Here is a 23,989-nt window from a genome sequence, read left to right on the forward strand (position 1 = left end):
ATTTTAGTCTTTAATTGGCTGTTCAATCAGGCCTTTTCAGTCTGCTTTTGGTAAAGCAAGGTGGCGATAATGATCAACAGCACAAAGGCTTGGGCCGCTAAGGTTACCCCATCAGCGTAGATACCCAACCAAGCCACATCTGGGATTGCGAGGGGGTTGCTGGTGATTATGCCCGTCTCCTGCAATGCTGCAATTCCCCGTCCTACGAAGAATAGCGCCATTGCGTACATGATTACGGCATTCACTGCGAAAAACTTGGTAAGCGGGATATTCATTGCAACTTTAAAAATAGCGAAGCTGATCACGATTAACCCTATGAAACCAGATAGTACTCCCCAGATGATGGCACTGTGACCTTCAGCCCCAGCCTGCCACCAAAGTGCTTGGTAGAACAATATAATTTCAAAAATCTCGCGATAAACAGCGACAAAGGCCAAAATGGCAAAGCCCCAAGTTTGACCCGATGATAGGCTGGCAGACAATTTATCTTTTATATACTGCTGCCACTGGGCTGCATGAGACTTCGAATGCATCCATATTCCCACCCACAATAAAATTACGGTGGCAACTAGGGCGGTAATACCTTCGGTCATTTCTCGATTGGCCCCTGAGATACCTATCACATAGGTGGCAACAAACCAGGTGCCAACACCCGCGACTAATGCGGACAACCAACCTGCATGCACGTATTTAACTGCTGCGGTGGAGCCTGAGCGATTTAAAAAAGCTAAGATGGCAGCGAGGACAAGAATGGCTTCTAGTCCTTCGCGTAATAATATCACTAAGGAAGAACTAAAACTGACCGCCGGAGACAATGTTCCGCTATTCAGTTGTCGCTGCACTTCAGCTAACTTATCCAAGCAAAGTTGATAGCGCTGCTGTAACAGTGGCGTGGCTAATTCATTGCGTAATGCATCCCGATAGCCAAACATCGCCTTTTCAGTGCTCAGTCGTAATGGATTATTTAAATTATCTAAACTGGCTTCAACAAGTTCAAAGCCTTCCAAATAGGCAGTTATTGACAACTGATAGGCTAACCCAAGGTCATTGTTTTCCACAGCCTGCCAGGATTTATGCAAGCTGGTGAGGGCAAATTCGATTGGTGAGACCTTCGCCTCGGGCAAACGGCTAGGGTGGGCGCGCAGTTGCTCAAAGCCTTTACTGTCTTGACCTGTTGCGGCAATTTGAATCGGTGTTTTAGTCGCTAGCTCTGTTAGGCTGAAATTTGCCACGGCTAGATTTTTGCTTGGTTCAGGTTGGTTAAATCCGGCAACATAAGAAGCTAATGACCAGCGTTCGTCTTCCGTTAGAGCTTGGGAGTAGTTCATCATGCCCGTACCTTGGACACCTAAAGTAATAGTGTTATAAAGGCCGAATAGCGAAAGCTCCTGCATGCGTTCGCTATCGTGAAAGTTAGCTGGCGCTGGCTCTAAGTGTGCACCCGTGGGACCATCACCTTTGCCGGTTGCGCCATGACAAGCGGAACACATTTGCTGATATATATGCTGGACATTTTTCGGGTTTGGCAGGTTTCGAGGCACCAAAACTAAATCATAGGCGTTAACGATGGCCTGAGTTAACCGCTCAGTCATCTCTTTAACATCTTCACCGGGCAGTTTATCTGCTATGGCTTGACGTATCACGGCGGTTTGCGCTAACAAATCTGAGCTGTGTTCATTGTCGGGGAGGGTGTTTAAAATGTCTTCCACTGCTTGGGCAAACTCTACCTGTTCAGCATATTCACCCGGATCAACTATTTGTCCTGCATTGACGGTATTTGGATAATCGACTCCGACATAAGAAAGCAAGTGCAGGGTCCGGCCAGCCTCAGTAGAGGGGTTGGCCAAACAAAATTGAGAAATTAATAGTAGAGTAAGCAGAAACAGGCGTGACATTACAACTTCCTAGAGAATAAATAGTAAAATTATCAGCCTACAGGCTACGCAAAACTCAAATGAAAATCCAGATGTAAATGATACTCATTTGTAATTAAGTGTATTTGCACCGTTAAAATTACGCCTAGTTGCCTTGGCGTAACAAATATAGCTAGATGTTAAACAGTAGGGAATTTATCACTAAGCAAGCGAAGGCTCGCCGTGTGAGTAAAAATGGCGTCCCCTGCTGGATTCGAACCAGCGGCCTCACCCTTAGGAGGGGTGCGCTCTATCCAGCTGAGCTAAGGGGACTTTTGCACGTCATTTTGGGTCGCCTATGCTAAGGTATTTTTTAGGTGCTGTCATTTTGCTTTTAAGTACAATTGGTAAATCAGTTGCAATGCGCGCCAAATAGACTCTCATGCTACCGGCGTGAGACAAAGTCGTTTGCTTGTATGTTCCCTAGATAGCTACCGTCTACGGCAATAGCCATTGCACTTTCTGGGAATATCTCTGACACTCTGACCACAGCCGGATGCAAGCGAAATTGTGCATGGACTTGACCCGCGGTATCGTGAAATTGTGATACTTGAAATAAGGTAAGTTCGTCGCCTGTTTTAACGCCTTGATTGAGGCCAAGATTGAGTCTTAGAATTTCTCCGTTAACTTCAAGAATTCGACCGTAAGCGGGTAAGCAGGCTAAGGTTTCGTCGACATTTTGAACTACATCCTGCAACACTTCTTTGATCAGCTTGCCATAAGAACTGGCCCACAAGGCTTGGCTGTTTACATCTACTTGTTGGTGAATATCAAAGTCCCACACTGAGGCGACGTTATAGTATTTCTGCCACACCAAGGCGCCCGTGTAGCCGTCATAGAGTGCACTTTGGTATGCAAAATTGCGCATGGTGTCAGAGGATTGCCAGAACTGCCAAGACGACTGCTTGGTTTGTTCGGTACTGATGTCTTCGATACTTCCAATCAATAGGTACTGGCTACCACTTTTGCGCGCTAAAATTGTTGCGTCAATATCTGAGGTATTATTCGAATATTGATGATAGAAGGGCAGGACGGTTTTTATTTTCGAATTGTGGGCATACTCAGTAAAACTATGATCAAGCATATTGGCTAATTTCATACCAATATCAAAAATGCCTCCTGTTGTGGCCTGAGCTCGATTGCGCAGTGGCTGCCAGGTAGTGGCGATCGTTTTACTGTAATCTCCTGCACGGCAGCTATGTTGTTGGGAAAATATGTCAGCACGAATAGATACTGTAATTATGCCATCAGAATGTACTTCGTCGATCAATTCTAAACTATTTACTTCGCCAGAAGAGCGTATCTCCAGCTCGTCATTTTTTAGCAGGCCATTGGCCATTTTTTGCACGCTGCGCACTGAGGCGCCAGCAAATAATAATGCTTGTTTAATTGCTTCTTGGGTGGCATTTTGCCGCGCCAATTCAATATTGCCGTCATAAATTGCCGCCTGGCCGCTAGATTCAAACCACGCAGCGTTAGCTCCTGCGTTCATTATCAGCACGAAAGCTGCCAAGCTACATTTTAGTTTGTATCGGTAGAGGACAATTTTTGATAAAGATTTACGCAATCTGTTCATTGCACCATCACTAGTTAACGTTTAAGTTCGCAGGCAAATCAGGGGAGGGGCCGATTACAGTCCATTTTCCAACCTTTGCCGATTATGATTTATGGCCTCATAACAAATACTGCTAACAGATTTATCATTTAACGCTTATCAGGTTATGCATCTTCCGTACCTATTTGGCAATAATCAGATTGATATAAAAGGCCAGCTCAACTACATTGACTATCGATACGGAATGATTATTGCTAGCTAAGAAGTAAGTTGAAATAGAGTAGGCTAGGGATCAGTTTAATTGATCTTGGCCCCAATAGCTTGTGGAGAGTAACGACGAACCGAGTTACTTGGGTTAGATATCGAGATGGTGAATTGTTACCACCTGTTTAGTGGTATTTATAGGAGACAAAAATGAAATTGGCTTATGTTGTGATGCTTGGGGTAACTGTGCTTACTGTTAGTGCCTGCCAGAATGTATTTGATAAACAACTCGAATGGGAAACCATTGAGCCAGATACTTATCCGGTGATCCGTTCTATCGGCTATGCTCCTATCAATGCGCAGCAAGGAGAAAATAGGTCATCAAAAATGTTGATGGCACTAAAAGCATCTAAACTAGACGCTTACCGGGAATTGACTGAGCAAGTATACGGACAGAAAATTGACGGTAATCAATCTCTAGCCAATCTAGTAGTAACAGATACGAAATTGAAATCCACTGTACAAGGCGTCATAAGGGGGGCACGTGTAGTCAAAAGTTATCCAGTCGGTGAAGACTCGTATGCTACTGAATTAGAACTAGACTTTGCCTTGGTGCATGACATATACCTAAGTACTGCTAAGCCCAAACAAGTTAAAAAAGTACGCTACTACTAAATTGGCATAGTGGTAATGACTCACCGCACAGCGGTCCTCACTCTACTTACTCAATACAGCTAAGCTGAAATACTATTGTTGTGGCTCAAGCACTAACACTTTTACTTGAGTTTCCACCCTTTGGTTTACCACTTTTGTCATAAGTCATGCTCTCTTTAGCGCGCGACTCAAGTAATAATGAGCGTAAGTGTTCAAGGCGCAACTGTCCTTGCTCTACAGCTTTTTGATTGATTTCTGTTCTAAATTTACATTGGGATAGATTAAGATTGATTTGCTTGAATAACTCGATGACTTGCGCATTTTGCATTGGGTCTTCAGCAAGCTCAAAAGCACTTTCAACGGCTTTATCAGTCACCGAAATCTGCTCTAACAACTCGGTCTTATCATTGATGACATGGATTAGTGCTTCCGCGTCGCGGCTGCTGATCAGATGTAACTCTGAATCAAGCAGTTCGATGAGTTGGTCGAAGTGACCTTTTTGTTTTTCGAGAATAGATATGAGGTTTTTCATTTAGCTTTGCTTTTGTTATCGGAAGCTAAATGATAGATGGCATCATCAAGTATTTAACTCTTAATGCCAAATATCTGTGCTTCGAGTGTGCTAATTTTTTGTGCTAAAACTTCTGGGTTAACACGGTACTCACCATTCTGGATGGCTTTTTTCAATTTGTCGACTTTTTCCTGATTGACAGGCGTATCATTAGCTTTCTTCTGCACCTGGCTTAACTGCTGGGCAGATTGAGTCAAGGAAACTGAATCTTGCCTTGGCGCGCTGCTCACTTTAGCTTGCTCAGCTGAAGATTGCGCGGCCGATTGATTTTGGGCTTGTTGTTGATTAACCCTTTGATTGTCTAATTGCGGTTTTTGATTTCCGCCATTTATATTATTAACTGCCATAAAAACCTCGACTACCTATTATTCCTCAAAAGTTGTATCGGCTGCTTCAACGAAATCTTTAGTTAAAATCACAAATAAATATGACTATTTTGCTAAAGCAGGGTACAGCAGTATCTAACAATTCAGATGTACCTGATTATATGCTATTTTTATTAAATCTGCACTTCTACCTGATGGGTATCTACAACTTGTGCATGGACCATTTTATTCGAATTAACATTCTTAACCGCAATGGTATCACCAATGTTTCCATCTTGTTGAGCAATACCTGTGGTTTTAATATTAACGCCTCCTGCATTGGCTGTTATCAGGATGTTGTCGCCTTTACAGACAAAGCACAACTGGCCAGGTACAACAGGTTGTCCAGCCCTAGAGCGTTTCTTCATCCGCGCTCCCACAACCGCGTTAGTATCAGCAAAGGTACTGGTGCGAATGAGGTTCTTATCCATCATGACCACACCCACGTGTTGCGATGAGATAATGGTGCCAGGGCCAACTGCACGAGTTAGCACTACTACATGTTGCATTCTGGATGCTTTGACAATTAAGTATAAATACCAATCAGTATTCGGGCAACTGGCGCGAACGGTAATATTAGTTTGTTCCAAGGCCTCGTCACTTGCATGTAGCTTAAGGGGAACAGAACACGTTGGAATGACTAGACGAGGATCTAACTCGGACGCTTTGACCACTAATTCACTTAGTTCATCTGCAGTTTGATAAGACAATTTGTCCGAAACATATTTTTCCACACTTTCAATAAGTTCGGTTCGTGCTAAATTAATATTCTGGCTAGCCGTTACAGTGGCAGAGCTGAAAAATGCCATTAAACAGTAAAAAGAGAGAAAAATAGGTGTTCTGGAAGGATTAAGTAATTTTTTCATGTTCAGTTGCCACCATTTTGTCTATGCTTAGTTTTCTATCTTAATAACTGTTGTTTGCGTCAAAAAACCGGCACAAAACAACTGTTCTGGTACATAAGCGTGTATACCGTCATATAATGTGATCAAGTAACGCAATATTTGTGCCTAATTTATTTTTATTTGGGGTGATGTATGTCAGGAATTCTTGACTCAGTTAATCAACGAACACAGCTAGTTGGACAGAACCGTTTAGAGCTGTTGCTATTTAAGCTAAATGGCAGACAACGTTTTGGTATTAATGTGTTTAAAGTGCGTGAGGTGCTGCAGTGCCCTCCGTTAACCTCTATTCCCAAACAAAATAAATTAGTCAGAGGGGTTGCACACATTCGAGGGCAAACCATCTCAGTCATTGATTTGAGTATGGCTACCGGTGGCCGCAAAATTGAAGATGTTAGTAATGCTTTTATCGTCATTGCTGAATACAATCGTTCGGTGCAGGGCTTCTTGGTTGGTTCAGTTGAGCGAATTATCAATACCAATTGGGATGCAATCATGCCTCCCCCGCAAGGAACCGGTAAAGCAAGTTATTTGACAGCGGTTACAGAAGTCGAAAATGAACTAATTGAAATTCTTGATGTGGAAAAAATATTAAACGAAATTTCACCACTCAATGCCGAAGTCAGTAGTGAATTGGCCGGTGATTTAGATATTTCGAAAGAGAATATCACCAATAAGATAATTTTTATCGCTGATGATTCTTCGGTAGCTAGAAATCAAGTCAAGAAAGCATTAACGGCTTTAGGACTGAATATTGAAGCCGCAAAAAATGGTCTTGAGGCGTTAAATCGTTTAAAAGAGATAGCCGCAGAAACGGGTGATGTTACCGATAAAGTAGGTGTTTTAGTCTCAGATATTGAAATGCCAGAGATGGACGGCTATACCTTAACCGCTGAGATTAAAAATACCCCTGAACTGCAAAAACTTAAGGTTGTATTACATACTTCACTGAGTGGTGTGTTTAATCAGGCTATGGTTAAGAAAGTCGGTGCAGATGATTTTATTGCTAAGTTTCATCCAGATGAATTGGCAAGTGCTGTTAAAAAATGGTTTGATAAATAAACCTTTAAATTGGATTTTTTGATTGAACACTAACGAACTTTCACATCAAGACTTCGTTCAATTTGCACAATTTCTTGAACGTCAATGTGGCATTGTATTGAGCGAAAGCAAAGCTTATTTGGTTAAAAGTCGTTTGATGCCTTTGGTGCGTCAAGAGAATCAACAAGACTTGTCAGCAATGTTGAAGGCTGTTGTAACCGGGCGCAACAGCTTGTTACGCGAAAAAGTCATTGACGCTATGACAACCAATGAAACCCTTTGGTTCAGAGACAAATATCCATTCGAAATTTTAAGCAAAGATCTTTTTCAAAATCTAACTAGCCTCAATCGCAAAGTCAGAATATGGAGTGCCGCCTGCTCATCAGGTCAAGAGCCGTATTCTATTGCTATGTTGGTGCAAGAATACAAACGGCAAAATCCGCGAGCGTTTCCCGCTGGTGTTGAGATTGTTGCAACAGATATATCTGCTGATATGTTACAAAAAGCAAGATTGGCTCAATATGACGGATTGTCATTGGGCCGAGGTTTGCCAGATGATTTAAAACAGCGTTATTTTACCTCTCTAGACAATGGCAGTATGCAACTTGCTCGTGGAGTAAGTTCTCTAGTTAACTTTCAAGAGCTTAATCTACTGGGTAGTTTCGCCAACTTAGGCCGCTTCGACATTGTATTTTGCCGCAATGTATTGATTTACTTCTCTCAGCAAAATAAGCGGAAAATACTGCAACAAATTGCCGCCTCCCTGCAAGACAACGGTATATTGTTCCTCGGTGCGTCAGAATCCATCTCTGAAGTAACGGACCAATTTAGTATGATACGTAATAATCCCGGCTTGTATTATCAGAAAAAACCTTAGAAATACAATGATTTAAATATTTCCTTCGCTTCACACCTCGCTGCGTCAATTTTTATTGGCATATAGATTGCTAAACATTTACCAATGAAAGTAATCAATGCGAGCAGACAATGGCAATCAGCTTAGATAAATTGGTGGGTTTGCACCACAAAGCAATGACAGTACGGACCAATACGATGGAAGTCATTGCTGGCAACCTCGCTAATGCCAACACGCCTGGCTATAAAGCCCGGGGGATAGATTTCCAAAAAGCAATGCAATCCGCCCAGCATGATCGTCAGCAATCTATGTCTCGCACGCACGACAAGCATTTTGAAGGTCGTATGCAATCCCAAGCTCAACTCGAGTATCGTATCCCGCTACAAGCCGATACAGGCGATGGAAATACCGTCGAAGTGCAAGCAGAACGGAACAATTTTTTGGAAAACGGTATGCGCTATCAAGCAGGCATTCAGTTTTTAAATGGAAAAATTAAAGGTATGAAAAAAGCGTTATCTGGAGGACAAGGGCAATGAGTTTATTTAGGGTTATGGATATTGCTTCTACAGGCATGAGTGCAGAAAGCCTCAGGTTAAACACCACAGCCAGTAATATAGCAAATGCAAATAGTGTCAGCAGCAGTTACGACGAAACTTATAAAGCACGCCACCCGGTCTTCGCCGCTGAATTACAAAGAGCAACAGAAGGTGCGGCGCAAGGGGCTGGAGTACAGGTGCTAGGTGTAGTTGAAAGCCAGAAACCTTTGCAAATTGAATACAGCCCAGGTCATCCAATGGCCGATCAAAATGGCTATATATACAAGTCGAACGTCAATGTCGTCGAAGAAATGGCTGACATGATGTCTGCATCCAAAGCCTATGAAACGAATGTGCAACTTGCAGATACAACCAAAAGAATATTCAGACGAGTGCTGCAATTAGGCCAAGGTCAATAATTCACTGAATTAGTGAGGATAGTAACGTGGACGTAACAAAAAATACGGGTTTGGATCCAAACCTCTATCTGCAACCGGATGCGGTTCCAGTAGATGACGGCAGTAATCAAAGACTGTCCCAGGAAGACTTTTTTGCCATCTTGACCGAGCAGTTGGCAAATCAGGACCCGACCAAACCTGTGGATAATGATCAAATGGTTTCGCAAATGACCAGCTTTACTATCTCAGAAGGTATCACTGATTTAAATTCTAAGTTTGACGAATTTGCTACTTCGATGACTTCAAACCAAGCGCTGCAGGCCTCCAGTCTTATCGGTCAAGACGTGTTGCTAGCAGGGAATGTGGGCTACTTGAACAATGCCGGTGATGGTATCTCAGGTGTTGTCATCACGGATAAAACAACCCAAGAATTAGAGATAACCATTGAAAGCGAAATAGGTGAGGTGATTAAAACCATCTCTGCAGGCATACAGTCAGCTGGCAATATTGAGTTTAATTGGGATGGTACTGATGCAAACGGCAATGTTTTGCCTGCTGGCAACTATGTTGTTAGAGCACAAGGTATCCAGTTAGGTGAATCAACCACCTTACCTACAGCGATCAATCGCAATGTAGATAGTGTCAGTCTGGCAGGCAATAACAACGGTGTCATTTTAAATTTGGATGGCGAAACAAGTGTTAATTTGAGTGAAGTCATTCAAATCGGCGGGTAACCCCAAAAGTTTTAGGAGAGTAGATAATGTCTTTTAACATAGCATTAAGTGGTGTATCAGCCGCACAACGAGATCTAGATGTAACGGCAAACAACATTGCCAACGTGAATACCGTAGGTTTTAAAGAATCACGGGCGGAGTTTGGTGACGTTTACGCCGCATCTTTGCTGTCAGGTGGTCGAACTAAAGTCGGTGACGGGGTGTTAACTCAAGAAGTGGCGCAGCAGTTTTCACAAGGTAGCTTGCAATTTACCAATACAGCACTTGATTTAGCCATAACCGGCAATGGATTTTTTACCACTACGCCGGATATCACCTCTAGAGATTTTTCTTTTACCCGCGCAGGTCAGTTCAAACTCGATCAAGACAATTTTGTGGTCAACTCGAATGGCGATAACCTTATGGGTTTCCCCGTTAATTCAGATGGCACCTCCGCTTCGGTAGCACTTAGCACCACTGTACCGGTGCGAATTCCTGATTCTTCTGGTTCTCCACAAGCCACAACAGAAGTATCACCACGTTTCAATTTGCCCGCAGGAGATGATGCCGTTGATGTTACCTTATTCGACCCATCAGACCCGACAACCTATAATGCTGCGACGTCGATTACAGTTTATGATTCATTAGGTGACAGCCATGTTATGACCTACTACTTCATGAAAGACGTGTCAGCTACTAATGAATGGGTTGTGGCAACTTATGTTGATGATGTTGGACTTGATACTGCCGGTGATACACCAAATGTCGCCGGTGCCGATGCAAATAACATTGCCGGTGCGACCTCTTTAGGGGCGAATGCTGTGTCAGGATTCCGCATGCAGTTCAGCAGCGGTGGTGATTTTATTGGTATTCAAAATGGTGACGGTACGCCAGTTGCCACTGGGGATATTACCTCTGTTCAGTTAGGCAACCCACCGCTGACAAATGGTTCAGATATTACTCAGACTTTAAGAAGCAATTTCGTGCTGGACCCTTTAAGTGCCACTCCTGATGAGCCGACTCAATTTGCCTCTGCTTTTGAAGTTACCTCGCTGGAACAAGATGGTCTGCCGGTGGGTCGTTTAACTGGCATTGACATCGGTCCTGATGGTCTAGTTCGTGCCACCTTTTCTAACGGTACGTCTGAGCCTGTGGTGCGCGTAGCACTGGTTCGTTTCTCAAACGAACAAGGCCTAACTCAGCAAAGTAATACTCAGTGGAAAGAAAGTATTTTATCCGGTGAAGCCCTTGCTGGTGAAGCCACTACCGGAACCTTTGGGGATATCAATTCTTCGGCTCTAGAACAAGCTAACGTGAATCTAACCACCGAGCTAATTGATTTGATTATCGCCCAGCGTAACTTCCAAGCGAATTCACGGGCCCTTGAAGTGAATAATCAGTTGAATCAAACCATTCTAAATATCCGATAAGGAATAAAAGATAGAAAAAAGACCGCATTCGCGGTCTTTTTTTTTAAACATTCCACCAGCATTTGCAGATTTTATTAGCTTAATGGCATCTTTATTGCACATATTTAGTTAAGTCAAACACAGTCAATAAGTTGTCATGGATAAATTACTCTATATTGCAGCCAGCGGTGCTAAACAAGATCTTCTCGGCACAGCGGTACGCGCCAACAATTTAGCCAATGCTCAGACCACAGGCTTCAAAGCCATGTTGGAAAATGCCCGGGCGATGCCTGCCTATGGCGAAGGCATGGCGACTCGTGTGTTTTCGATGACTGAATCTCCCTCCAACAATTACGCCGGTGGCGCCATGATCCAGACAGGTCGTGAGCTCGATGCAGCTATTCAAGGAGAGGGTTGGTTCAGCGTGATTGATGCTCAAGGAAATGAAGCCTACACCCGAGCAGGTAGTTTGCAAATGGGCGCAGATGGTCGACTTGAAGATGCACATGGCAATACCATCGCAGGTGACGCAGGCGCTATATTTTTACCTATTCCGCTGTCTAATGTGAACATTGCTAACGACGGTACTATTTCCGTCAGGCCCCAAGGCGCGCCAGCAACCGTGCTGGAAGAAGTCGCCAGACTCAAATTTGTTAATCCCAACGTTCGAGATATGGAACGGGGTGAAGACGGTCTTTTCCGCCTAAAGAGTGGTCAAGAAGCGGCAGAAGATATCAATGTCAGAATACGGACAGGCATGCTTGAGGGCAGTAACGTCAATGCCATCGAAGAAATGGTCAACATGATCAGCTTGCAACGTCACTACGAGATGCAGGTCAAGATGATGAAAAAGGCCGATACCTTAGATATGCGCGGTAATCAATTACTCAGAATTATTTAATTACTATTGTTTAGAATTTATTAGCGGAGGTGAACTATGCACCCAGCATTATGGATAAGTAAAACCGGATTGGATGCGGCACAAACTGATGTTGCAGTAATTTCCAATAATTTGGCAAACGCCAGTACCGTGGGATTCAAAAAGGATCGTGCGATATTTGAAGATTTGCTATATCAGAATATTAATCAGCCTGGGGGGCGATCATCCGCTGACACCGAGCTGCCTTCTGGTTTGATGTTAGGTGCGGGTAGTAAAGTTGTTGCCACTCAAAAATCCCACACCCAAGGCAATATGTTAACTACAGATAACGCCTTGGATATGTCGATACAAGGCCAAGGTTTCTTTGAAATTTTGCAGCCGGATGGCTCTATTGCCTATACCCGTAATGGTCAATTTACCTTGAATGATCAAGGCCAGATTGTTACTCCAGGGGCGGGTTTCTTGCTTCAGCCTAACATTACCATTCCAGAAGATGCGCAGCAAATCACTATTTCTCAAGACGGCGAAGTGTCCGCATCTATTCGAGGCCAGGCTGATCCTGCAGTGCTTGGTCAGCTTAGTCTGTCTGATTTTATCAACCCTACAGGTTTGCAGCCGATTGGTCAGAACCTATATGTTGAAACCGCAGTAAGTGGCGCGCCATTGCAAGGTGTGCCGGGATTGGAGGGGATTGGTACCATAATTCAAGGTGCGCTAGAAACGTCCAATGTTAACGTCACCGAAGAATTGGTTAATTTGATCGAGAGCCAAAGATTGTACGAGATGAACTCGAAAGTTATTTCCTCTGTCGATCAGATGCTAGGTCAGGTCATTCAGCAACTCTAATGGGTAAAATGATGATGAAACTCGTTTACGTAACTATGTCTTGGGTTGTTCTGTTGTTGACAGGTTGTGCTTCAACAACGCCTTATAGTCCGTTGCCCAACGATCCGTTTTACGCGCCGGTAATCCCTGAATTGCCGCGGCAAAAAATTGCCGAAACCGGATCAATTTTTCAACCAGACATGGCTAACAGTATCTACTCAGACGTTAAAGCCCGTCGGGTTGGCGATATTATCACCGTGACCCTACAAGAAAATACCAGCGCCACCAAGTCTGCCGGTACGACTACCAGCAAAGATAGTAGCGTAAATGTCGATCCAGTTTTGGGATTAGGTGGTGAGGCGCTCAATCTTGGTGGTAAAAGTATTCAATTAGGACTTGGCGCGCAAAATGATTTTAGCGGCGATGCTCAAGCCAACCAAAGTAATAACCTAAGCGGTAATATCTCCGTCACCGTAATCCAAGTTCTGGCCAATCAAAACTTGGTAGTGCGTGGCGAAAAGTGGCTGACATTGAATAACGGCGACGAGTACCTTCGATTGACTGGCATTGTAAGACCGGCCGACATCAGTCCAACCAATGAAATCGTATCAACCAAAATTGCCAACGCTAGGATCCAATATAGTGGAACCGGTAGCTTTGCCAATGCACAGGAAAAAGGCTGGTTGACCAAATTCTTTTCTTCACAGTGGTGGCCTTTCTAATGAATTCCTTACGTGCTCTATCTGGAATCTGTTATGCGATGATTTTTTTCATGCTATGTCCTGCCGTATACGCGCAGAGGATCAAAGATTTAGCCAGTATCCAAGGCGTACGCTCTAACCAGCTAGTGGGTTATGGATTAGTGGTTGGTTTGCCTGGTACCGGTGAGCAGAGTCCTTTTACGGAACAAAGTTTTAGAACCATGTTGTCTAATTTTGGTATTAGTCTGTCGTCTAATCTGAAACCTAAAATTAAGAACGTAGCAGCTGTAGCGGTGCATGCGGAATTGCCTGCGTTTATCAAACCTGGTCAGACTATTGATATTACCGTGTCGTCTATAGGTGAAGCGGCGAGTTTGCGTGGTGGAACATTATTACAAACCTTTTTGAAAGGATTAGATGGCAACATATATGCTATTGCTCAAGGCAGTTTGGTAGTCAGTGGATTCGGTGCTGAAGGAGCGGATGGCTCGCGGATTGTTGCAAATACGCCAACAGTGGGGCGCATCCCTAATGGTGCTATGGTCGAACGTGCGGTGCCAAGTGGTTTGATGCAAAACGACTTCTTGACTCTAAACCTAAACTATCCTGATTTTTCTACGGCTAAAGCCTTGGCTGACACCATAAATATGCGTCTTGGTGCTGATCCGGCCAAGGGATTCGCCATAGCCACTCCAATTGATGCAGCGTCGGTTCGGGTGTCTGCACCTCGTGATGTGGGCCAACGGGTCGGTTTTGTCGCCACCTTAGAAAATTTTAGTTTCACTCCAGCCGATGCGCCGGCCAGAGTTATTATTAATAGTCGCACTGGCACTATTGTAATCGGCAAGGATGTACGTCTATTACCGGCTGCTATTACCCATGGTGGTTTAACAGTGACGATTTCTGAATACCAAACTGTGTCCCAACCTAATGCTCTTGCAGAGGGAGACACTGCGGTTACCAATCAATCTATCGTTGACGTTAGTTTAAATGATAGCCGTATGTTCAAGTTTGATCCTGGTGTGACCTTGGATCAATTAGTACGCGCGGTGAATGAAGTGGGCGCGGCACCCGGCGATCTTATGGCTATCCTTGAAGCCTTGCGTGAAGCAGGTGCGTTACAAGGTGAGCTCATTGTTATTTAACCAATTGGATAACTAAACAGATTATGGATTTGAACAATCACATCAATAGCCAAATAGATATGTCACGTAATGTGAATGATATTAAAGGTATTGATCAATTGCGACAGGCAGCACTAAGCGGTGATAAAGGCGCGTTAGATGAAGCCGCCAAGCAGTTTGAAGCGATTTTTGTGCAGATGATGCTCAAATCCATGCGTAAGGCGCAAGATGCCTTAGCGGACCAAGATAGTCCCTTTAATTCTCAACAAGTTAAGTTCTACCGAGATATGCATGACCAACAGTTGGCGGTGGATTTATCCACCCGTGGCAATATCGGTATAGCGGATATTATTGTTCAGCAACTGAGTCCCGAACAAAGTGGTTTGATGCCGGCCAGTGCTATCCGTCAGAATGCTAACTTGGCTGGTATGGTTCGCCAGGCCAGCGAGCCTCATTCAATTCGCAGCCAGCAAAGTAGCAATGATACGCCTGATACAGCGCTCAATACAATTCAGCCGGCTACAAAAAAAGCAGCATTTAGCTCGCCCAGTGATTTTGTAGCTGCCTTGATGCCCCATGCAGAAGCGTTCGCCAATAAGCTCGGCGTAGACGCTAAGGCCCTATTGGCTCAAGCCGCGGTAGAAACTGGTTGGGGACGATTTATGATCCACGGTAGTGAAGGTCAGAACTCGCACAATTTGTTTGGGATTAAGGCCGATAAGCGTTGGCAAGGTGATAGTGCTGCAATTAATACAGTGGAATTTGAAGATGGTGTGGCCAAACAGAAAAAGGCCGCATTCAGATCTTACGACTCCTTCACTGATGCCCTGCAAGACTATGTTGCTTTTGTAAAGGATAATCCTAGATATCAGCAAGCTATGCAAAAAGCCAGCGATCCCAAAGCTTACTTCGACGCTCTGCAGGACGCAGGCTACGCTACGGATCCTCAATACGCTGACAAAATTATGTCTGTACTTAACAGTGACACCTTTAAAATGGCCTTGTCATTTGGGCAGGGGGAATAAGCCATGATCCGTCCAACTGACTTATATTCCATTGCCACCAGTGGTGTTCGTGCGAGCAATCAACTGCTGACAACAACCAGTAATAATATTGCCAACGTGAATACCGAAGGCTATGTCAGAGAACGCACCAGTTTTACCAGTCAGTTAATTGGCGGAGTGGGGCGAGGCACCACTGAGCGTGTTATTAATACCTTTGCCCAAAATCAAATGCGTCGTGACACCACACAAGTTGGTGAGTTTGAAACCTATTACCAACGTGCATCTGTACTAGACAATGTTTTCGCTAGCGAGGCCAACAGCTTATCAAGCAGCATGAGTCGCTATTTCAGTTCTCTGCAAACTGCCACCGATGAGCCATCGAATATGGCAGCCAGACAAGTGGTTTTAGGTGAAGCCAATGCGCTAGTGGGTCAGGTTAGTACGCTGGCGCAATTTATGGACGACAAAGAGAAAGAGTTAAATCTGGAGCTTGACGCTAAAATTACCCGAGCCAATGATTTAATTGAGACTATTGCCGAGCTTAACGCCAATATCCGTGTGGTACAGGGCAACAACCGTTTTGAGGAACCTGGAGCATTAAAAAATGAGCGGGACAGCGCGATTATAGATTTAGCCGAATTGATGTCGATTGAAACCCGGGACAATGGTCAAAATGATGGCACCGTAATGGTTAATCTCACCTCCGGTGAGTCTTTGGTATTGCAAGACGGTTCTTTCAATTTATTCCAATTAAGTGGCGAACCTGACGCTGATTACCGTAATTTATTTTTATCGAGTACCGGAAAACCCACCACTTTGAAGTTGCCAGAGCAGAATATGGGTGGTCAGATAGGCGGTTTATTTCGCTATCGAGATGAGGTTTTGGCCGAGGGACAACGTGAGTTGGGGCAAATTGCCATGGCACTGACTTCAGCGATGAACGAACAAAATGGCCTAGGTATGGACTATGATGGTCAATTGGGTGGGAATATTTTTGCCACTCCAGAATTCCAAGGGTTAAACTACTCAGCTAACTCGGATTTATCCTTAACCATGACTGGCCGCGTGGCGAGTGATGGTGCCTCTACTTTAACCAGCGCGGACTATTTGGTTGAGATAACCGGCTCTGCGGCCGGCGTGCCAGACACCGTGGATTTTACTGTCACTTTAGTTAATCCAGATGGTTCATTGGTGAAAGATACCAACGGTAACAGTATTACCCAGAACTATACGGGTATCGATGCCACAGCAGGCACCTTTACGCCTGTGATTGGCGGCTTAGAACTTGAATTCCCCAATGGTGCAACTTATGCCGCGAATGATCGCTTTTTGTTGCAGCCTACTAAAAGCACCGCCTCATCAATTGAAGTGGTGATGACTCGTCCAGAAGACATTGCTCTAGCATCACCGTTTCGAGTCGAAAGTGATATTAATAATTTAGGTAATGCCACCTTAACCAATTCCACCACAACCAATACCTTTGTGGACGCCACGCTAACGGATCCCAAGGCCTCAGCGTTTGATGGTAATGGTGGATTTGTCAGCGGCACTCCAGCTCGAATCGTGTTTAACAGTCCGACAGAGTTTGAAGTATTTGATGAAGCCAATAATTCATTAGTCGTAGTCAGTGGTGTCAGCGACTACAATAATTTGATGGAACAAGCTGCTGCCGATGCAGGCTGGCCCTTCGTTGCTCAAACGGATTTCCCCGGCTATGACTTTAGTATGCAAGGAACGCCAAAAGAGGGAGATGAGTTCATAATCAGTTACAACACTGACGGTGTGCATGACAATCGCAATGGCTTAGAATTGGCAGCGCTGCAGAATAAAGATATTATGCTGCAGAATAATAACGGTAGTAGTAAAATTACTTTTCATGAATCTTACGCGAATATCATCAGTGATATAGGTTCGAAAACCGCTTCAGCAGATATTTCATTGCAGGCCGCCGAAGCGATGAAAATTCAGTCGGAGGATTGGTTTCAATCCGTCTCCGGGGTTAATTTGGATGAAGAGGCGGCCAATTTAGTTAAGTTTCAGCAAACTTATGCGGCCTCAGCGCGGATACTCACAGCAGCCCAATCTATCTTTGATACCATCTTTAGTGCAACTAGGTAGTGAATTGACATGACCCGAATTTCAACCAATCAATTATACGATAGAAGCATTCAGTCCATCACCCAGAATCAAAGTGAATTATCTGATGTGCAGCAACAATTGTCTTCGGGGAAAAAGTTACTACGTCCATCTGATGACCCTGTTGGTGCCGCCCAAGTAGTACGTTTGACAGAAGACCTAGATAAAATCACCCAATATAAGCGCAACACAGATTTATTACGAAATGCCCTAGAACAAGAAGAGGTGATAATGGGCAACATCAATAATGCGTTGGATAAAGCGCGAACATTGATGATTCAATCGGGCAACGGGATTTATGATAAGAGCGATTTAGAAGCTATAGGGATAGAAATTGGCTCTATACGCGATGAAGTATTTGGTTTAATGAATTCGCAAAACTCCAACGGCGAATATATATTTGCCGGATTCCAGTCTGAGTCTGAAGCCTTTACTTACAATCCATCTGCCAGCGGCAATAAATATAGTTTTGCCGGTGATGACGGCGTGAACCGAATACAAGTGTCAGACGCGGTATCAATTCAACGTAATAGCTCTGGCAAATCAGTGTTTGAAAATGTAGCTGCTAGATTGACCAGCACAGTCACAGCACAAAGTGGCATTACCTCTGTTTCATCGATGATCACAGAACAAAGTAAATTTGATAGTTTCCACCGCAATAATTACGATGCTGTTACATCAGCCAACAATGATTTCAGAGCCACCATCTTAGCCGGAAATCAGATTCAAATAGATAACCTAGGTACCGGTGTTACCTTTGCAACTCTGCCGTTTGAATCAGGTAAGGCTTTTGTTTTCAACGGTATAGAGTTTAAAGTAAGTGGCACTACAGGCAATTCATTTGATTTCCAGTTAGATCCGCCCGAAAAGAAAAACGTAGTTGAGACACTGAATGATTTTTACAATGCTTTGAACGATGAAACGCTGTCCAGTAGTGAATTTAACGAAGCCCTGTCGGATGCTTTAATCGGCATCGATAACGGTGCTAAGGTACTAGCCAATGCTACTTCGTCATTAGGCGGTAGAATAAACGTTGCCCAATCTGTGCATGAATCTAATCTTGATCTAGAAATTGCCAACAAATCCGCCCGTTCAGTTATCCAAGATGTGGATTATGCTGAGGCGGTGTCCGAATTGAGTAAGCAAGAAACAGCATTGCAAGCTGCGCAAGCGACTTTTTCTCGCGTGACCGGATTGTCGCTGTTCGATTATATTAGTTAACTTTCAACCGCAGGCCGATACCCCGTTTAGATTGCGATGACTTTGCTCAAATAGATACTGCTTTGTTGATCTATATGGCTAGAGTAATAGCCTACATACAAGCTGTCATTCCGTCTTACCAATCCAGGATAACTGCTGTCACCCGCTGAAGGAAGTTCGGCTTCGAATTGTAATTTTTTATGCTGAGTATCTAAGCTCCACAGGGCGGTTTTAAATTGGCGATTATGCCAACGGCGACCACTAATTATCAGCTTGTTACTATCCCACAACAACACTGCGGGCCCACCAATATACTGTTCTAAATCATGCCACTTCCATTGTCGATACGGAAAATCTGACTGTCCAAATTGCGCGCTAAAGGTATCTGCATCACGACGCACTACAGCAAAGGCAGTGCCTTGTTGGTTAAAACACAGATCCGTTTCGTTAGGATAACCCAAACCATGGCTTTGCAGCCCGAGCAAATTAGACTTCTCACAGTGGAAACTGCGTAGTGGATCCCCTTGGTAGAGTCGAATGGATTCAGTTGCTCGATTATAGCCCATGCCATAGGCGATACCTTGATGCCAGGTTAAACGCCATACCCACCAGTTTTGATCGCCGAACCAATGACAACTTGACCAACTTTTAAGATCTTGGCTAAACCAGCACAAAGAACGACTATGAGTCCAATTACCATTGGCATCGTAACAACGTGCATAAGCATTCATCAGCAATTTTCCATCAGGCATGATAGATAATTTAGGATCGCGCAGATCACAATTTGGCATTTTAATCGAGCTGGAATGCAAGACCCTGCCGTTAAAGTCGCAGCTAACCACTTTTAAGCTGCCATCTATACCCATGTGATCACTGGCTTGTCTAAAACTACAGACTAGTTGGCCTTGATATTCACAAAGATCGGTAAATGCGCAGTGTTTTTTGCTCTTCCACAGGCTTTTTGTCCACTCAATCTGCATTTTTTTTATATCCGCTTAAATCTGGGTAACTCATTGAATCTCAATTAATTAGATATTGCAAAGGCGGCATGATTTTGCCGTATTTAAAAAAAACGGCAATATTTTGTTAAAGGGATTTTTAATATCGTCGATACCCTTACTTGAGAGAGCCAGTAACACCAACTTTAGTATTTTTAAGTTGTTGTTCTTGAATGTGTTTTTAACCGCCGATTTATTCGGTTGCCAGCGAAACGCTGGACTGAGAGTGTAGGAGAGATCCCATGGGATTATTCGTCAATACCAACGTTTCGTCTTTAAATGCGCAACGTCAATTATTCGATGTTTCAAATAAATTAGGCACGTCTTTCGAGCGTTTGTCTTCAGGTTTCCGTATCAACCGAGCGGCAGATGATGCTGCCGGTCTACAAATCACCGACCGTCTGACCACACAGGTTCAGGGTCTTAATCAAGCTGTGCGTAACGCAAATGATGCCATCTCTTTAGCGCAAACCGCTGAAGGTGCATTAGGTGAAGTGACAAACTCACTTCAACGTATCCGTACACTCGCTGTGCAGTCACAGAACGGTATTAATACCTCTGCTGATAGACTAGCACTACAAAAAGAAGTATCAGCCCTTAAAACTGAAATCTCGCGTATCTCTACCACGTCACAATTCGCTGGTGTAGATATTCTTGCCGGTGCGTTCTCCGCAGCCTTCCTAGTAGGGGCTAACGGTGGACAAACTATTTCGGTTAACTTGTCACGTACCGGTGGGTTTGGTGCATCAGGTTTAGGTGTAGGTACCCTTTCAGTAGCAAGTGTAGCTGACGCTTCAGCAGCATTAACTGCAGTAACTACAGCCATTTCAACTATCGGTTCAACCCGAGCTGATTTGGGTGCCCTGCAAAACCGTTTCCAATCTACGATTCGTAACCTAAGTAACATTTCTGAAAATGTTGCTGGTGCGCGTTCACGTATTAAAGATACAGATTTTGCGACTGAAACTGCAAATTTAACCCGTAATCAGATTGTTCAGCAGGCGAGTTTGACAGTATTGTCTCAGGCTAACCAGCGTCCACAATCAGCTTTATCATTACTTGGTTAATAAAAAAATACGAATGGGATCGTAAAGCCAGGAGGTAGTGTTTCTGATTTAATGGCCCAACTCGTAGAGAGTCCGCTCACTCTCTCCTAACGTAAGAGCGTTTAGCCGACTCATTGAGTCGGCTTTTTTGAATGTCTAACTTGTTGATAATTATGACTTTAAAATATTAGATAAAAATTAGTCTAAAGGATTTTTACGATCCGAACGATACAGTTTGCAAGAGCCATGTACCACTAAAAAAAATAATAAGTACAGGCCTAAATATGTGACGCAAAACAATAATAAATAGCGCACGTTAATGCCCCAAAAACCATCAAATTATAAAAATAGGTTGGGGTACTTTGCATAAATCGTTAGGAGAAATAAAATGTCTTTATATGTCAACACTAATGTGTCGTCGTTGAATGCAAGACGTCAGCTATTCACGTCGAACAACGAACTAAGTACGGCCTTTGAAAGGTTGTCGTCTGGATTCCGCATTAACAATGCAAAGGACGATGCTGCTGGTCTACAAATATCAAACCGTCTAACCACTCAAATATTGGGTTTAGATATGGCGGTAAGAAACGCCAACGATGGTATTTCTTTAGCTCAAACTGCTGAAGGTGCATTAGCTGAAACAACCTCTGCGTTGCAAAGAATACGTGTGCTTGCAGTCCAATCTCAAAATGGTATCAATGGCTCTGCAGACCGTTTAGCGCTGCAAAAGGAAGTCTCTGCACTTAAGGCTGAAGTTAGTCGTATAGCTGCAACTTCTCAGTTTGGTGGCGTTAATATTCTTGGTGGTGCATTCTCATCTGCATTCTTGGTGGGGGCTAACTCTGGTCAAACAATCAGTGTAAATATCTCCCGTCCAGGCGGCTATGGCACCTCAGGTTTGTTTGGTAACCAAAGCGTCGCGGGCAATAATATCAATGTATTGACTGAAGCGGATGCTTCTCGGGCTATGACAGCGGTATTAGGCGCAATTTCTATCATAGATGCCAAACGTGCCGACTTGGGTGCGATTCAAAACCGTTTCCAATCTACTATTCGTAACCTAAGTAATATTTCTGAAAACGTCTCGGCTGCAAGATCCCGTATCCGTGATACAGATTTTGCCACTGAAACGGCAAATCTAACCCGCTACCAAATTATCCAACAGGCCAGTATCACAGTACTGAGCCAGGCTAATCAGCGCCCACAATCAGCGTTGAGCTTGTTGCAATAGGGATAGATACATGAAAAACAATGATGCTAAGCAAGCAAAGGGGCAGGCTGCAACGTTGAAGAATGGTTAGAAAATAAAACGGTCGGATTGCAAATTGTGGGGGCAGGCTGCAACCGACCGAAGAACGACACTTTTGTTAGACATTATAAAGAGCAACTAAGTATTGGAGTGTATTAATGCTGTTTAAACACGCGGCCCGTGGGCTTTTGTGTTTAGTCGGCTGACAGAATAGAAGCCAGGAGGTAGTGAGAGGTATTGAGGTATAGGCCATCAATCCTGTCCGCCGACCAGAGCTTTAACACTCTACGAACACTTTATTGCCGGTTTTTTAATGCCAGACAAATTGCAAGTCAAAACATTGACTTACCTCTCAGTATTAGCATTATACGTGCCAACTGAGTGTAAGCGGCAGCAAACCACAAAAAAATAATAATGGTTTGCCAAAGTTAGGAGAAAAATCATGACATTATATGTTAATACCAATATCTCTTCTTTGAACGCTCGGCGACAATTATTTACCTCAAGCGCACATCTTAGTACTGCGTTTGAACGTTTATCTTCTGGTTTCAGAATAAACGGCGCTAAAGATGATGCTGCAGGATTGCAAATTTCAAATAGATTGACGACTCAAATTCTCGGCTTGAACATGGCTGTGCGAAACGCTAATGACGGTATCTCGTTGGCTCAAACCGCAGAGGGTGCCTTGGCCGAGACAACCGCTGCTCTGCAGCGTATACGGGTGCTAGCAGTGCAATCACAAAATGGCATTAATGGTTCTTCAGACCGCTTTGCTCTGCAAAAAGAAGTGTCAGCACTGAAAGTTGAGATTAGCCGTATCTCTGCCACGTCTCAATTTGGTGGAGTGAATATACTCGACGGCGCTTACTCTTCAGCATTTTTAGTCGGTGCTAACGCTGGGCAAACTATAAGTGTGAATATCTCTCGGATTGGGGGCTATGGTACATCTGGATTATTTGCAGGCGAAAATATTTCAGTGATCACCGAAGCACAAGCATCCAGAACAATGCAATTAGTATCCAACGCTATATCGATTATTGATGCCAAGCGTGCTGATTTAGGTGCGATTCAAAATCGCTTTCAATCGACTATTAGAAACCTGAGTAATATTTCGGAGAATGTAGCAGCGGCAAGATCTCGCATTCGCGATACAGATTTTGCCACCGAAACGGCAGAATTAACCCGCTACCAAATTATTCAACAAGCCAGTATTACAGTGCTTTCGCAAGCAAATCAACGTCCACAATCTGCGTTGCAATTGTTGGGGGGCTAACGAAATTTCTAGAGGGTAGGAGATGAGAGGCCACCCTTGCATAATCTAAGGATAGATTGTGCTGGTTATGCGCAAGGAAGAAACGGATGCCCAATGCCATATGGCATTGGGCGAAAGAAAACGCCGACTAACAAGACCGAGAGTGTAGAAGTTTTGGTTGAGAGGCCAGTATTCATTCTCTAACCCTGCCAGCCGGACAGAAACAGTATTTGCTCGTACTCCTAACGTGAGCATGTTGGCCAGGTCATTTGATCTGGCCTTTTTTATTGTTATGCCAGAATCTTGACTAATGCAAGCCTACTTACGTTGTCTCTAAAATAAAGCAATAGCTATGCCAAATAATTAGAAAGCAAAAAATATCTTGTTTAGTAGGGCATATGTATTTAACTGTGTGGCTGTTTTAAAGTTGCTACGACCACGTCCCCTATGCCTAGCA

At 43.9% G+C, this 23,989-nt stretch carries 23 protein-coding genes and 1 tRNA gene; 17 read left to right on the forward strand and 7 right to left on the reverse strand.

Annotation, left to right across the window (positions count from 1 at the left end; all coding sequences use genetic code 11):
• Positions 1-26: 26 nt before the first annotated feature.
• The 3 genes from QR722_RS05730 to QR722_RS05740 all read right to left on the reverse strand — a co-directional run bounded on the left by QR722_RS05730 (position 27) and on the right by QR722_RS05740 (position 3,405).
• The gene (locus QR722_RS05730) at positions 27-1,895 is read right to left on the reverse strand and encodes a cytochrome c/FTR1 family iron permease (protein ID WP_286286110.1); all 1,869 of its coding nucleotides are present in this window, start codon (positions 1,893-1,895) and stop codon (positions 27-29) included.
• 214 nt (positions 1,896-2,109) lie between these two features.
• A tRNA-Arg gene (locus QR722_RS05735) sits at positions 2,110-2,186 on the reverse strand.
• A gap of 112 nt (positions 2,187-2,298) precedes the next feature.
• The gene (locus tag QR722_RS05740) at positions 2,299-3,405 is read right to left on the reverse strand and encodes a flagellar assembly protein T N-terminal domain-containing protein (RefSeq protein WP_286287569.1); all 1,107 of its coding nucleotides are present in this window, start codon (positions 3,403-3,405) and stop codon (positions 2,299-2,301) included.
• A 477-nt stretch (positions 3,406-3,882) separates the two neighbouring features.
• On the opposite strand from QR722_RS05740, the gene QR722_RS05745 reads away from it, so the two are divergent.
• Complete coding sequence (locus QR722_RS05745; RefSeq protein WP_286286112.1) at positions 3,883-4,347, forward strand: LPP20 family lipoprotein; 465 nt, start codon at positions 3,883-3,885, stop codon at positions 4,345-4,347.
• An 85-nt stretch (positions 4,348-4,432) separates the two neighbouring features.
• On the opposite strand, the gene flgN is transcribed toward QR722_RS05745, so the two are convergent.
• The 3 genes from flgN to flgA all read right to left on the reverse strand — a co-directional run bounded on the left by flgN (position 4,433) and on the right by flgA (position 6,128).
• A complete protein-coding gene (flgN, locus tag QR722_RS05750; RefSeq protein ID WP_286286114.1) occupies positions 4,433-4,858 on the reverse strand; it encodes a flagellar protein FlgN in 426 nt (141 codons plus the stop codon).
• Between the two features lie 53 nt (positions 4,859-4,911).
• Positions 4,912-5,244 (reverse strand): flagellar biosynthesis anti-sigma factor FlgM, encoded by a 333-nt coding sequence (flgM, locus tag QR722_RS05755; RefSeq protein WP_286286116.1) that lies wholly within the window; start codon positions 5,242-5,244, stop codon positions 4,912-4,914.
• A 152-nt stretch (positions 5,245-5,396) separates the two neighbouring features.
• Positions 5,397-6,128 carry a flagellar basal body P-ring formation chaperone FlgA gene (flgA, locus tag QR722_RS05760; protein ID WP_286286118.1) on the reverse strand — a complete coding sequence of 244 codons (732 nt, stop codon included), beginning with the start codon at positions 6,126-6,128 and terminating at the stop codon, positions 5,397-5,399.
• A 171-nt stretch (positions 6,129-6,299) separates the two neighbouring features.
• Between flgA and QR722_RS05765 the strand changes: the two genes are divergently transcribed.
• From QR722_RS05765 to flgL, 13 genes are all read left to right on the forward strand, one after another.
• Positions 6,300-7,226, forward strand: a complete 927-nt coding sequence (locus tag QR722_RS05765) for a chemotaxis protein CheV (protein ID WP_286286119.1) — start codon at positions 6,300-6,302, stop codon at positions 7,224-7,226.
• 22 nt (positions 7,227-7,248) lie between these two features.
• Positions 7,249-8,082, forward strand: coding sequence for a CheR family methyltransferase (locus QR722_RS05770; RefSeq protein ID WP_286286121.1), 834 nt, complete (start codon positions 7,249-7,251; stop codon positions 8,080-8,082).
• Between the two features lie 110 nt (positions 8,083-8,192).
• Positions 8,193-8,597 carry a flagellar basal body rod protein FlgB gene (flgB, locus tag QR722_RS05775; RefSeq protein WP_286286123.1) on the forward strand — a complete coding sequence of 135 codons (405 nt, stop codon included), beginning with the start codon at positions 8,193-8,195 and terminating at the stop codon, positions 8,595-8,597.
• Positions 8,594-9,016 carry a flagellar basal body rod protein FlgC gene (gene flgC / locus QR722_RS05780; protein WP_286286124.1) on the forward strand — a complete coding sequence of 141 codons (423 nt, stop codon included), beginning with the start codon at positions 8,594-8,596 and terminating at the stop codon, positions 9,014-9,016. Before flgB ends, flgC begins: the two co-directional genes overlap by 4 nt.
• A gap of 26 nt (positions 9,017-9,042) precedes the next feature.
• The gene (locus QR722_RS05785) at positions 9,043-9,729 is read left to right on the forward strand and encodes a flagellar hook assembly protein FlgD (RefSeq protein WP_286286126.1); all 687 of its coding nucleotides are present in this window, start codon (positions 9,043-9,045) and stop codon (positions 9,727-9,729) included.
• A gap of 26 nt (positions 9,730-9,755) precedes the next feature.
• The gene (flgE, locus tag QR722_RS05790; protein ID WP_286286128.1) at positions 9,756-11,138 is read left to right on the forward strand and encodes a flagellar hook protein FlgE; all 1,383 of its coding nucleotides are present in this window, start codon (positions 9,756-9,758) and stop codon (positions 11,136-11,138) included.
• Between the two features lie 136 nt (positions 11,139-11,274).
• Positions 11,275-12,018, forward strand: coding sequence for a flagellar basal body rod protein FlgF (locus tag QR722_RS05795; RefSeq protein ID WP_286286130.1), 744 nt, complete (start codon positions 11,275-11,277; stop codon positions 12,016-12,018).
• Between the two features lie 36 nt (positions 12,019-12,054).
• Entirely contained in the window at positions 12,055-12,843 is a 789-nt protein-coding gene (flgG, locus tag QR722_RS05800) for a flagellar basal-body rod protein FlgG (protein ID WP_286286132.1), read from the forward strand.
• 14 nt (positions 12,844-12,857) lie between these two features.
• Positions 12,858-13,544, forward strand: coding sequence for a flagellar basal body L-ring protein FlgH (flgH, locus tag QR722_RS05805; protein WP_286287571.1), 687 nt, complete (start codon positions 12,858-12,860; stop codon positions 13,542-13,544).
• Between the two features lie 38 nt (positions 13,545-13,582).
• On the forward strand, positions 13,583-14,668 hold the full coding sequence (locus QR722_RS05810; protein WP_286287573.1) for a flagellar basal body P-ring protein FlgI: 1,086 nt from the start codon (positions 13,583-13,585) through the stop codon (positions 14,666-14,668).
• Between the two features lie 23 nt (positions 14,669-14,691).
• Positions 14,692-15,672, forward strand: a complete 981-nt coding sequence (gene flgJ / locus QR722_RS05815; protein ID WP_286286134.1) for a flagellar assembly peptidoglycan hydrolase FlgJ — start codon at positions 14,692-14,694, stop codon at positions 15,670-15,672.
• A 3-nt stretch (positions 15,673-15,675) separates the two neighbouring features.
• Entirely contained in the window at positions 15,676-17,769 is a 2,094-nt protein-coding gene (gene flgK / locus QR722_RS05820) for a flagellar hook-associated protein FlgK (protein WP_286286137.1), read from the forward strand.
• A 9-nt stretch (positions 17,770-17,778) separates the two neighbouring features.
• Positions 17,779-19,008, forward strand: coding sequence for a flagellar hook-associated protein FlgL (gene flgL / locus QR722_RS05825; protein ID WP_286286139.1), 1,230 nt, complete (start codon positions 17,779-17,781; stop codon positions 19,006-19,008).
• A gap of 26 nt (positions 19,009-19,034) precedes the next feature.
• Here the strand turns inward: flgL and QR722_RS05830 are convergent, their stop codons facing one another.
• Positions 19,035-19,967 (reverse strand): hypothetical protein, encoded by a 933-nt coding sequence (locus QR722_RS05830; protein ID WP_286286142.1) that lies wholly within the window; start codon positions 19,965-19,967, stop codon positions 19,035-19,037.
• A 260-nt stretch (positions 19,968-20,227) separates the two neighbouring features.
• Here QR722_RS05830 and QR722_RS05835 point away from each other — a divergent pair, with 260 nt between their 5' ends.
• The 3 genes from QR722_RS05835 to QR722_RS05845 all read left to right on the forward strand — a co-directional run bounded on the left by QR722_RS05835 (position 20,228) and on the right by QR722_RS05845 (position 23,553).
• The gene (locus tag QR722_RS05835) at positions 20,228-21,052 is read left to right on the forward strand and encodes a flagellin N-terminal helical domain-containing protein (RefSeq protein WP_286286144.1); all 825 of its coding nucleotides are present in this window, start codon (positions 20,228-20,230) and stop codon (positions 21,050-21,052) included.
• A gap of 367 nt (positions 21,053-21,419) precedes the next feature.
• On the forward strand, positions 21,420-22,262 hold the full coding sequence (locus QR722_RS05840) for a flagellin N-terminal helical domain-containing protein (RefSeq protein WP_286286146.1): 843 nt from the start codon (positions 21,420-21,422) through the stop codon (positions 22,260-22,262).
• A gap of 460 nt (positions 22,263-22,722) precedes the next feature.
• Entirely contained in the window at positions 22,723-23,553 is an 831-nt protein-coding gene (locus tag QR722_RS05845; RefSeq protein ID WP_286286148.1) for a flagellin N-terminal helical domain-containing protein, read from the forward strand.
• Positions 23,554-23,989: the final 436 nt, after the last annotated feature.

It is taken from the genome of Aliiglaciecola sp. LCG003 (assembly GCF_030316135.1).
GTDB lineage: Bacteria > Pseudomonadota > Gammaproteobacteria > Enterobacterales > Alteromonadaceae > Aliiglaciecola.

Coding starts and splice junctions, on each gene's coding strand:
- flgM (WP_286286116.1), bottom strand. CDS start 5,244: ATGGCAGTTAATAATATAAATGGCGGAAATCAAAAACCGCAATTAGAC.
- flgJ (WP_286286134.1), top strand. CDS start 14,692: ATGGATTTGAACAATCACATCAATAGCCAAATAGATATGTCACGTAAT.
- flgA (WP_286286118.1), bottom strand. CDS start 6,128: ATGAAAAAATTACTTAATCCTTCCAGAACACCTATTTTTCTCTCTTTT.
- flgL (WP_286286139.1), top strand. CDS start 17,779: ATGACCCGAATTTCAACCAATCAATTATACGATAGAAGCATTCAGTCC.
- QR722_RS05835 (WP_286286144.1), top strand. CDS start 20,228: ATGGGATTATTCGTCAATACCAACGTTTCGTCTTTAAATGCGCAACGT.
- flgH (WP_286287571.1), top strand. CDS start 12,858: ATGAAACTCGTTTACGTAACTATGTCTTGGGTTGTTCTGTTGTTGACA.
- QR722_RS05840 (WP_286286146.1), top strand. CDS start 21,420: ATGTCTTTATATGTCAACACTAATGTGTCGTCGTTGAATGCAAGACGT.
- QR722_RS05795 (WP_286286130.1), top strand. CDS start 11,275: ATGGATAAATTACTCTATATTGCAGCCAGCGGTGCTAAACAAGATCTT.
- QR722_RS05810 (WP_286287573.1), top strand. CDS start 13,583: ATGATTTTTTTCATGCTATGTCCTGCCGTATACGCGCAGAGGATCAAA.
- flgN (WP_286286114.1), bottom strand. CDS start 4,858: ATGAAAAACCTCATATCTATTCTCGAAAAACAAAAAGGTCACTTCGAC.
- QR722_RS05765 (WP_286286119.1), top strand. CDS start 6,300: ATGTCAGGAATTCTTGACTCAGTTAATCAACGAACACAGCTAGTTGGA.
- flgG (WP_286286132.1), top strand. CDS start 12,055: ATGCACCCAGCATTATGGATAAGTAAAACCGGATTGGATGCGGCACAA.
- flgE (WP_286286128.1), top strand. CDS start 9,756: ATGTCTTTTAACATAGCATTAAGTGGTGTATCAGCCGCACAACGAGAT.
- flgK (WP_286286137.1), top strand. CDS start 15,676: ATGATCCGTCCAACTGACTTATATTCCATTGCCACCAGTGGTGTTCGT.
- QR722_RS05830 (WP_286286142.1), bottom strand. CDS start 19,967: ATGCAGATTGAGTGGACAAAAAGCCTGTGGAAGAGCAAAAAACACTGC.
- QR722_RS05740 (WP_286287569.1), bottom strand. CDS start 3,405: ATGAACGCAGGAGCTAACGCTGCGTGGTTTGAATCTAGCGGCCAGGCG.
- QR722_RS05745 (WP_286286112.1), top strand. CDS start 3,883: ATGAAATTGGCTTATGTTGTGATGCTTGGGGTAACTGTGCTTACTGTT.
- flgC (WP_286286124.1), top strand. CDS start 8,594: ATGAGTTTATTTAGGGTTATGGATATTGCTTCTACAGGCATGAGTGCA.
- QR722_RS05730 (WP_286286110.1), bottom strand. CDS start 1,895: ATGTCACGCCTGTTTCTGCTTACTCTACTATTAATTTCTCAATTTTGT.
- flgB (WP_286286123.1), top strand. CDS start 8,193: ATGGCAATCAGCTTAGATAAATTGGTGGGTTTGCACCACAAAGCAATG.
- QR722_RS05845 (WP_286286148.1), top strand. CDS start 22,723: ATGACATTATATGTTAATACCAATATCTCTTCTTTGAACGCTCGGCGA.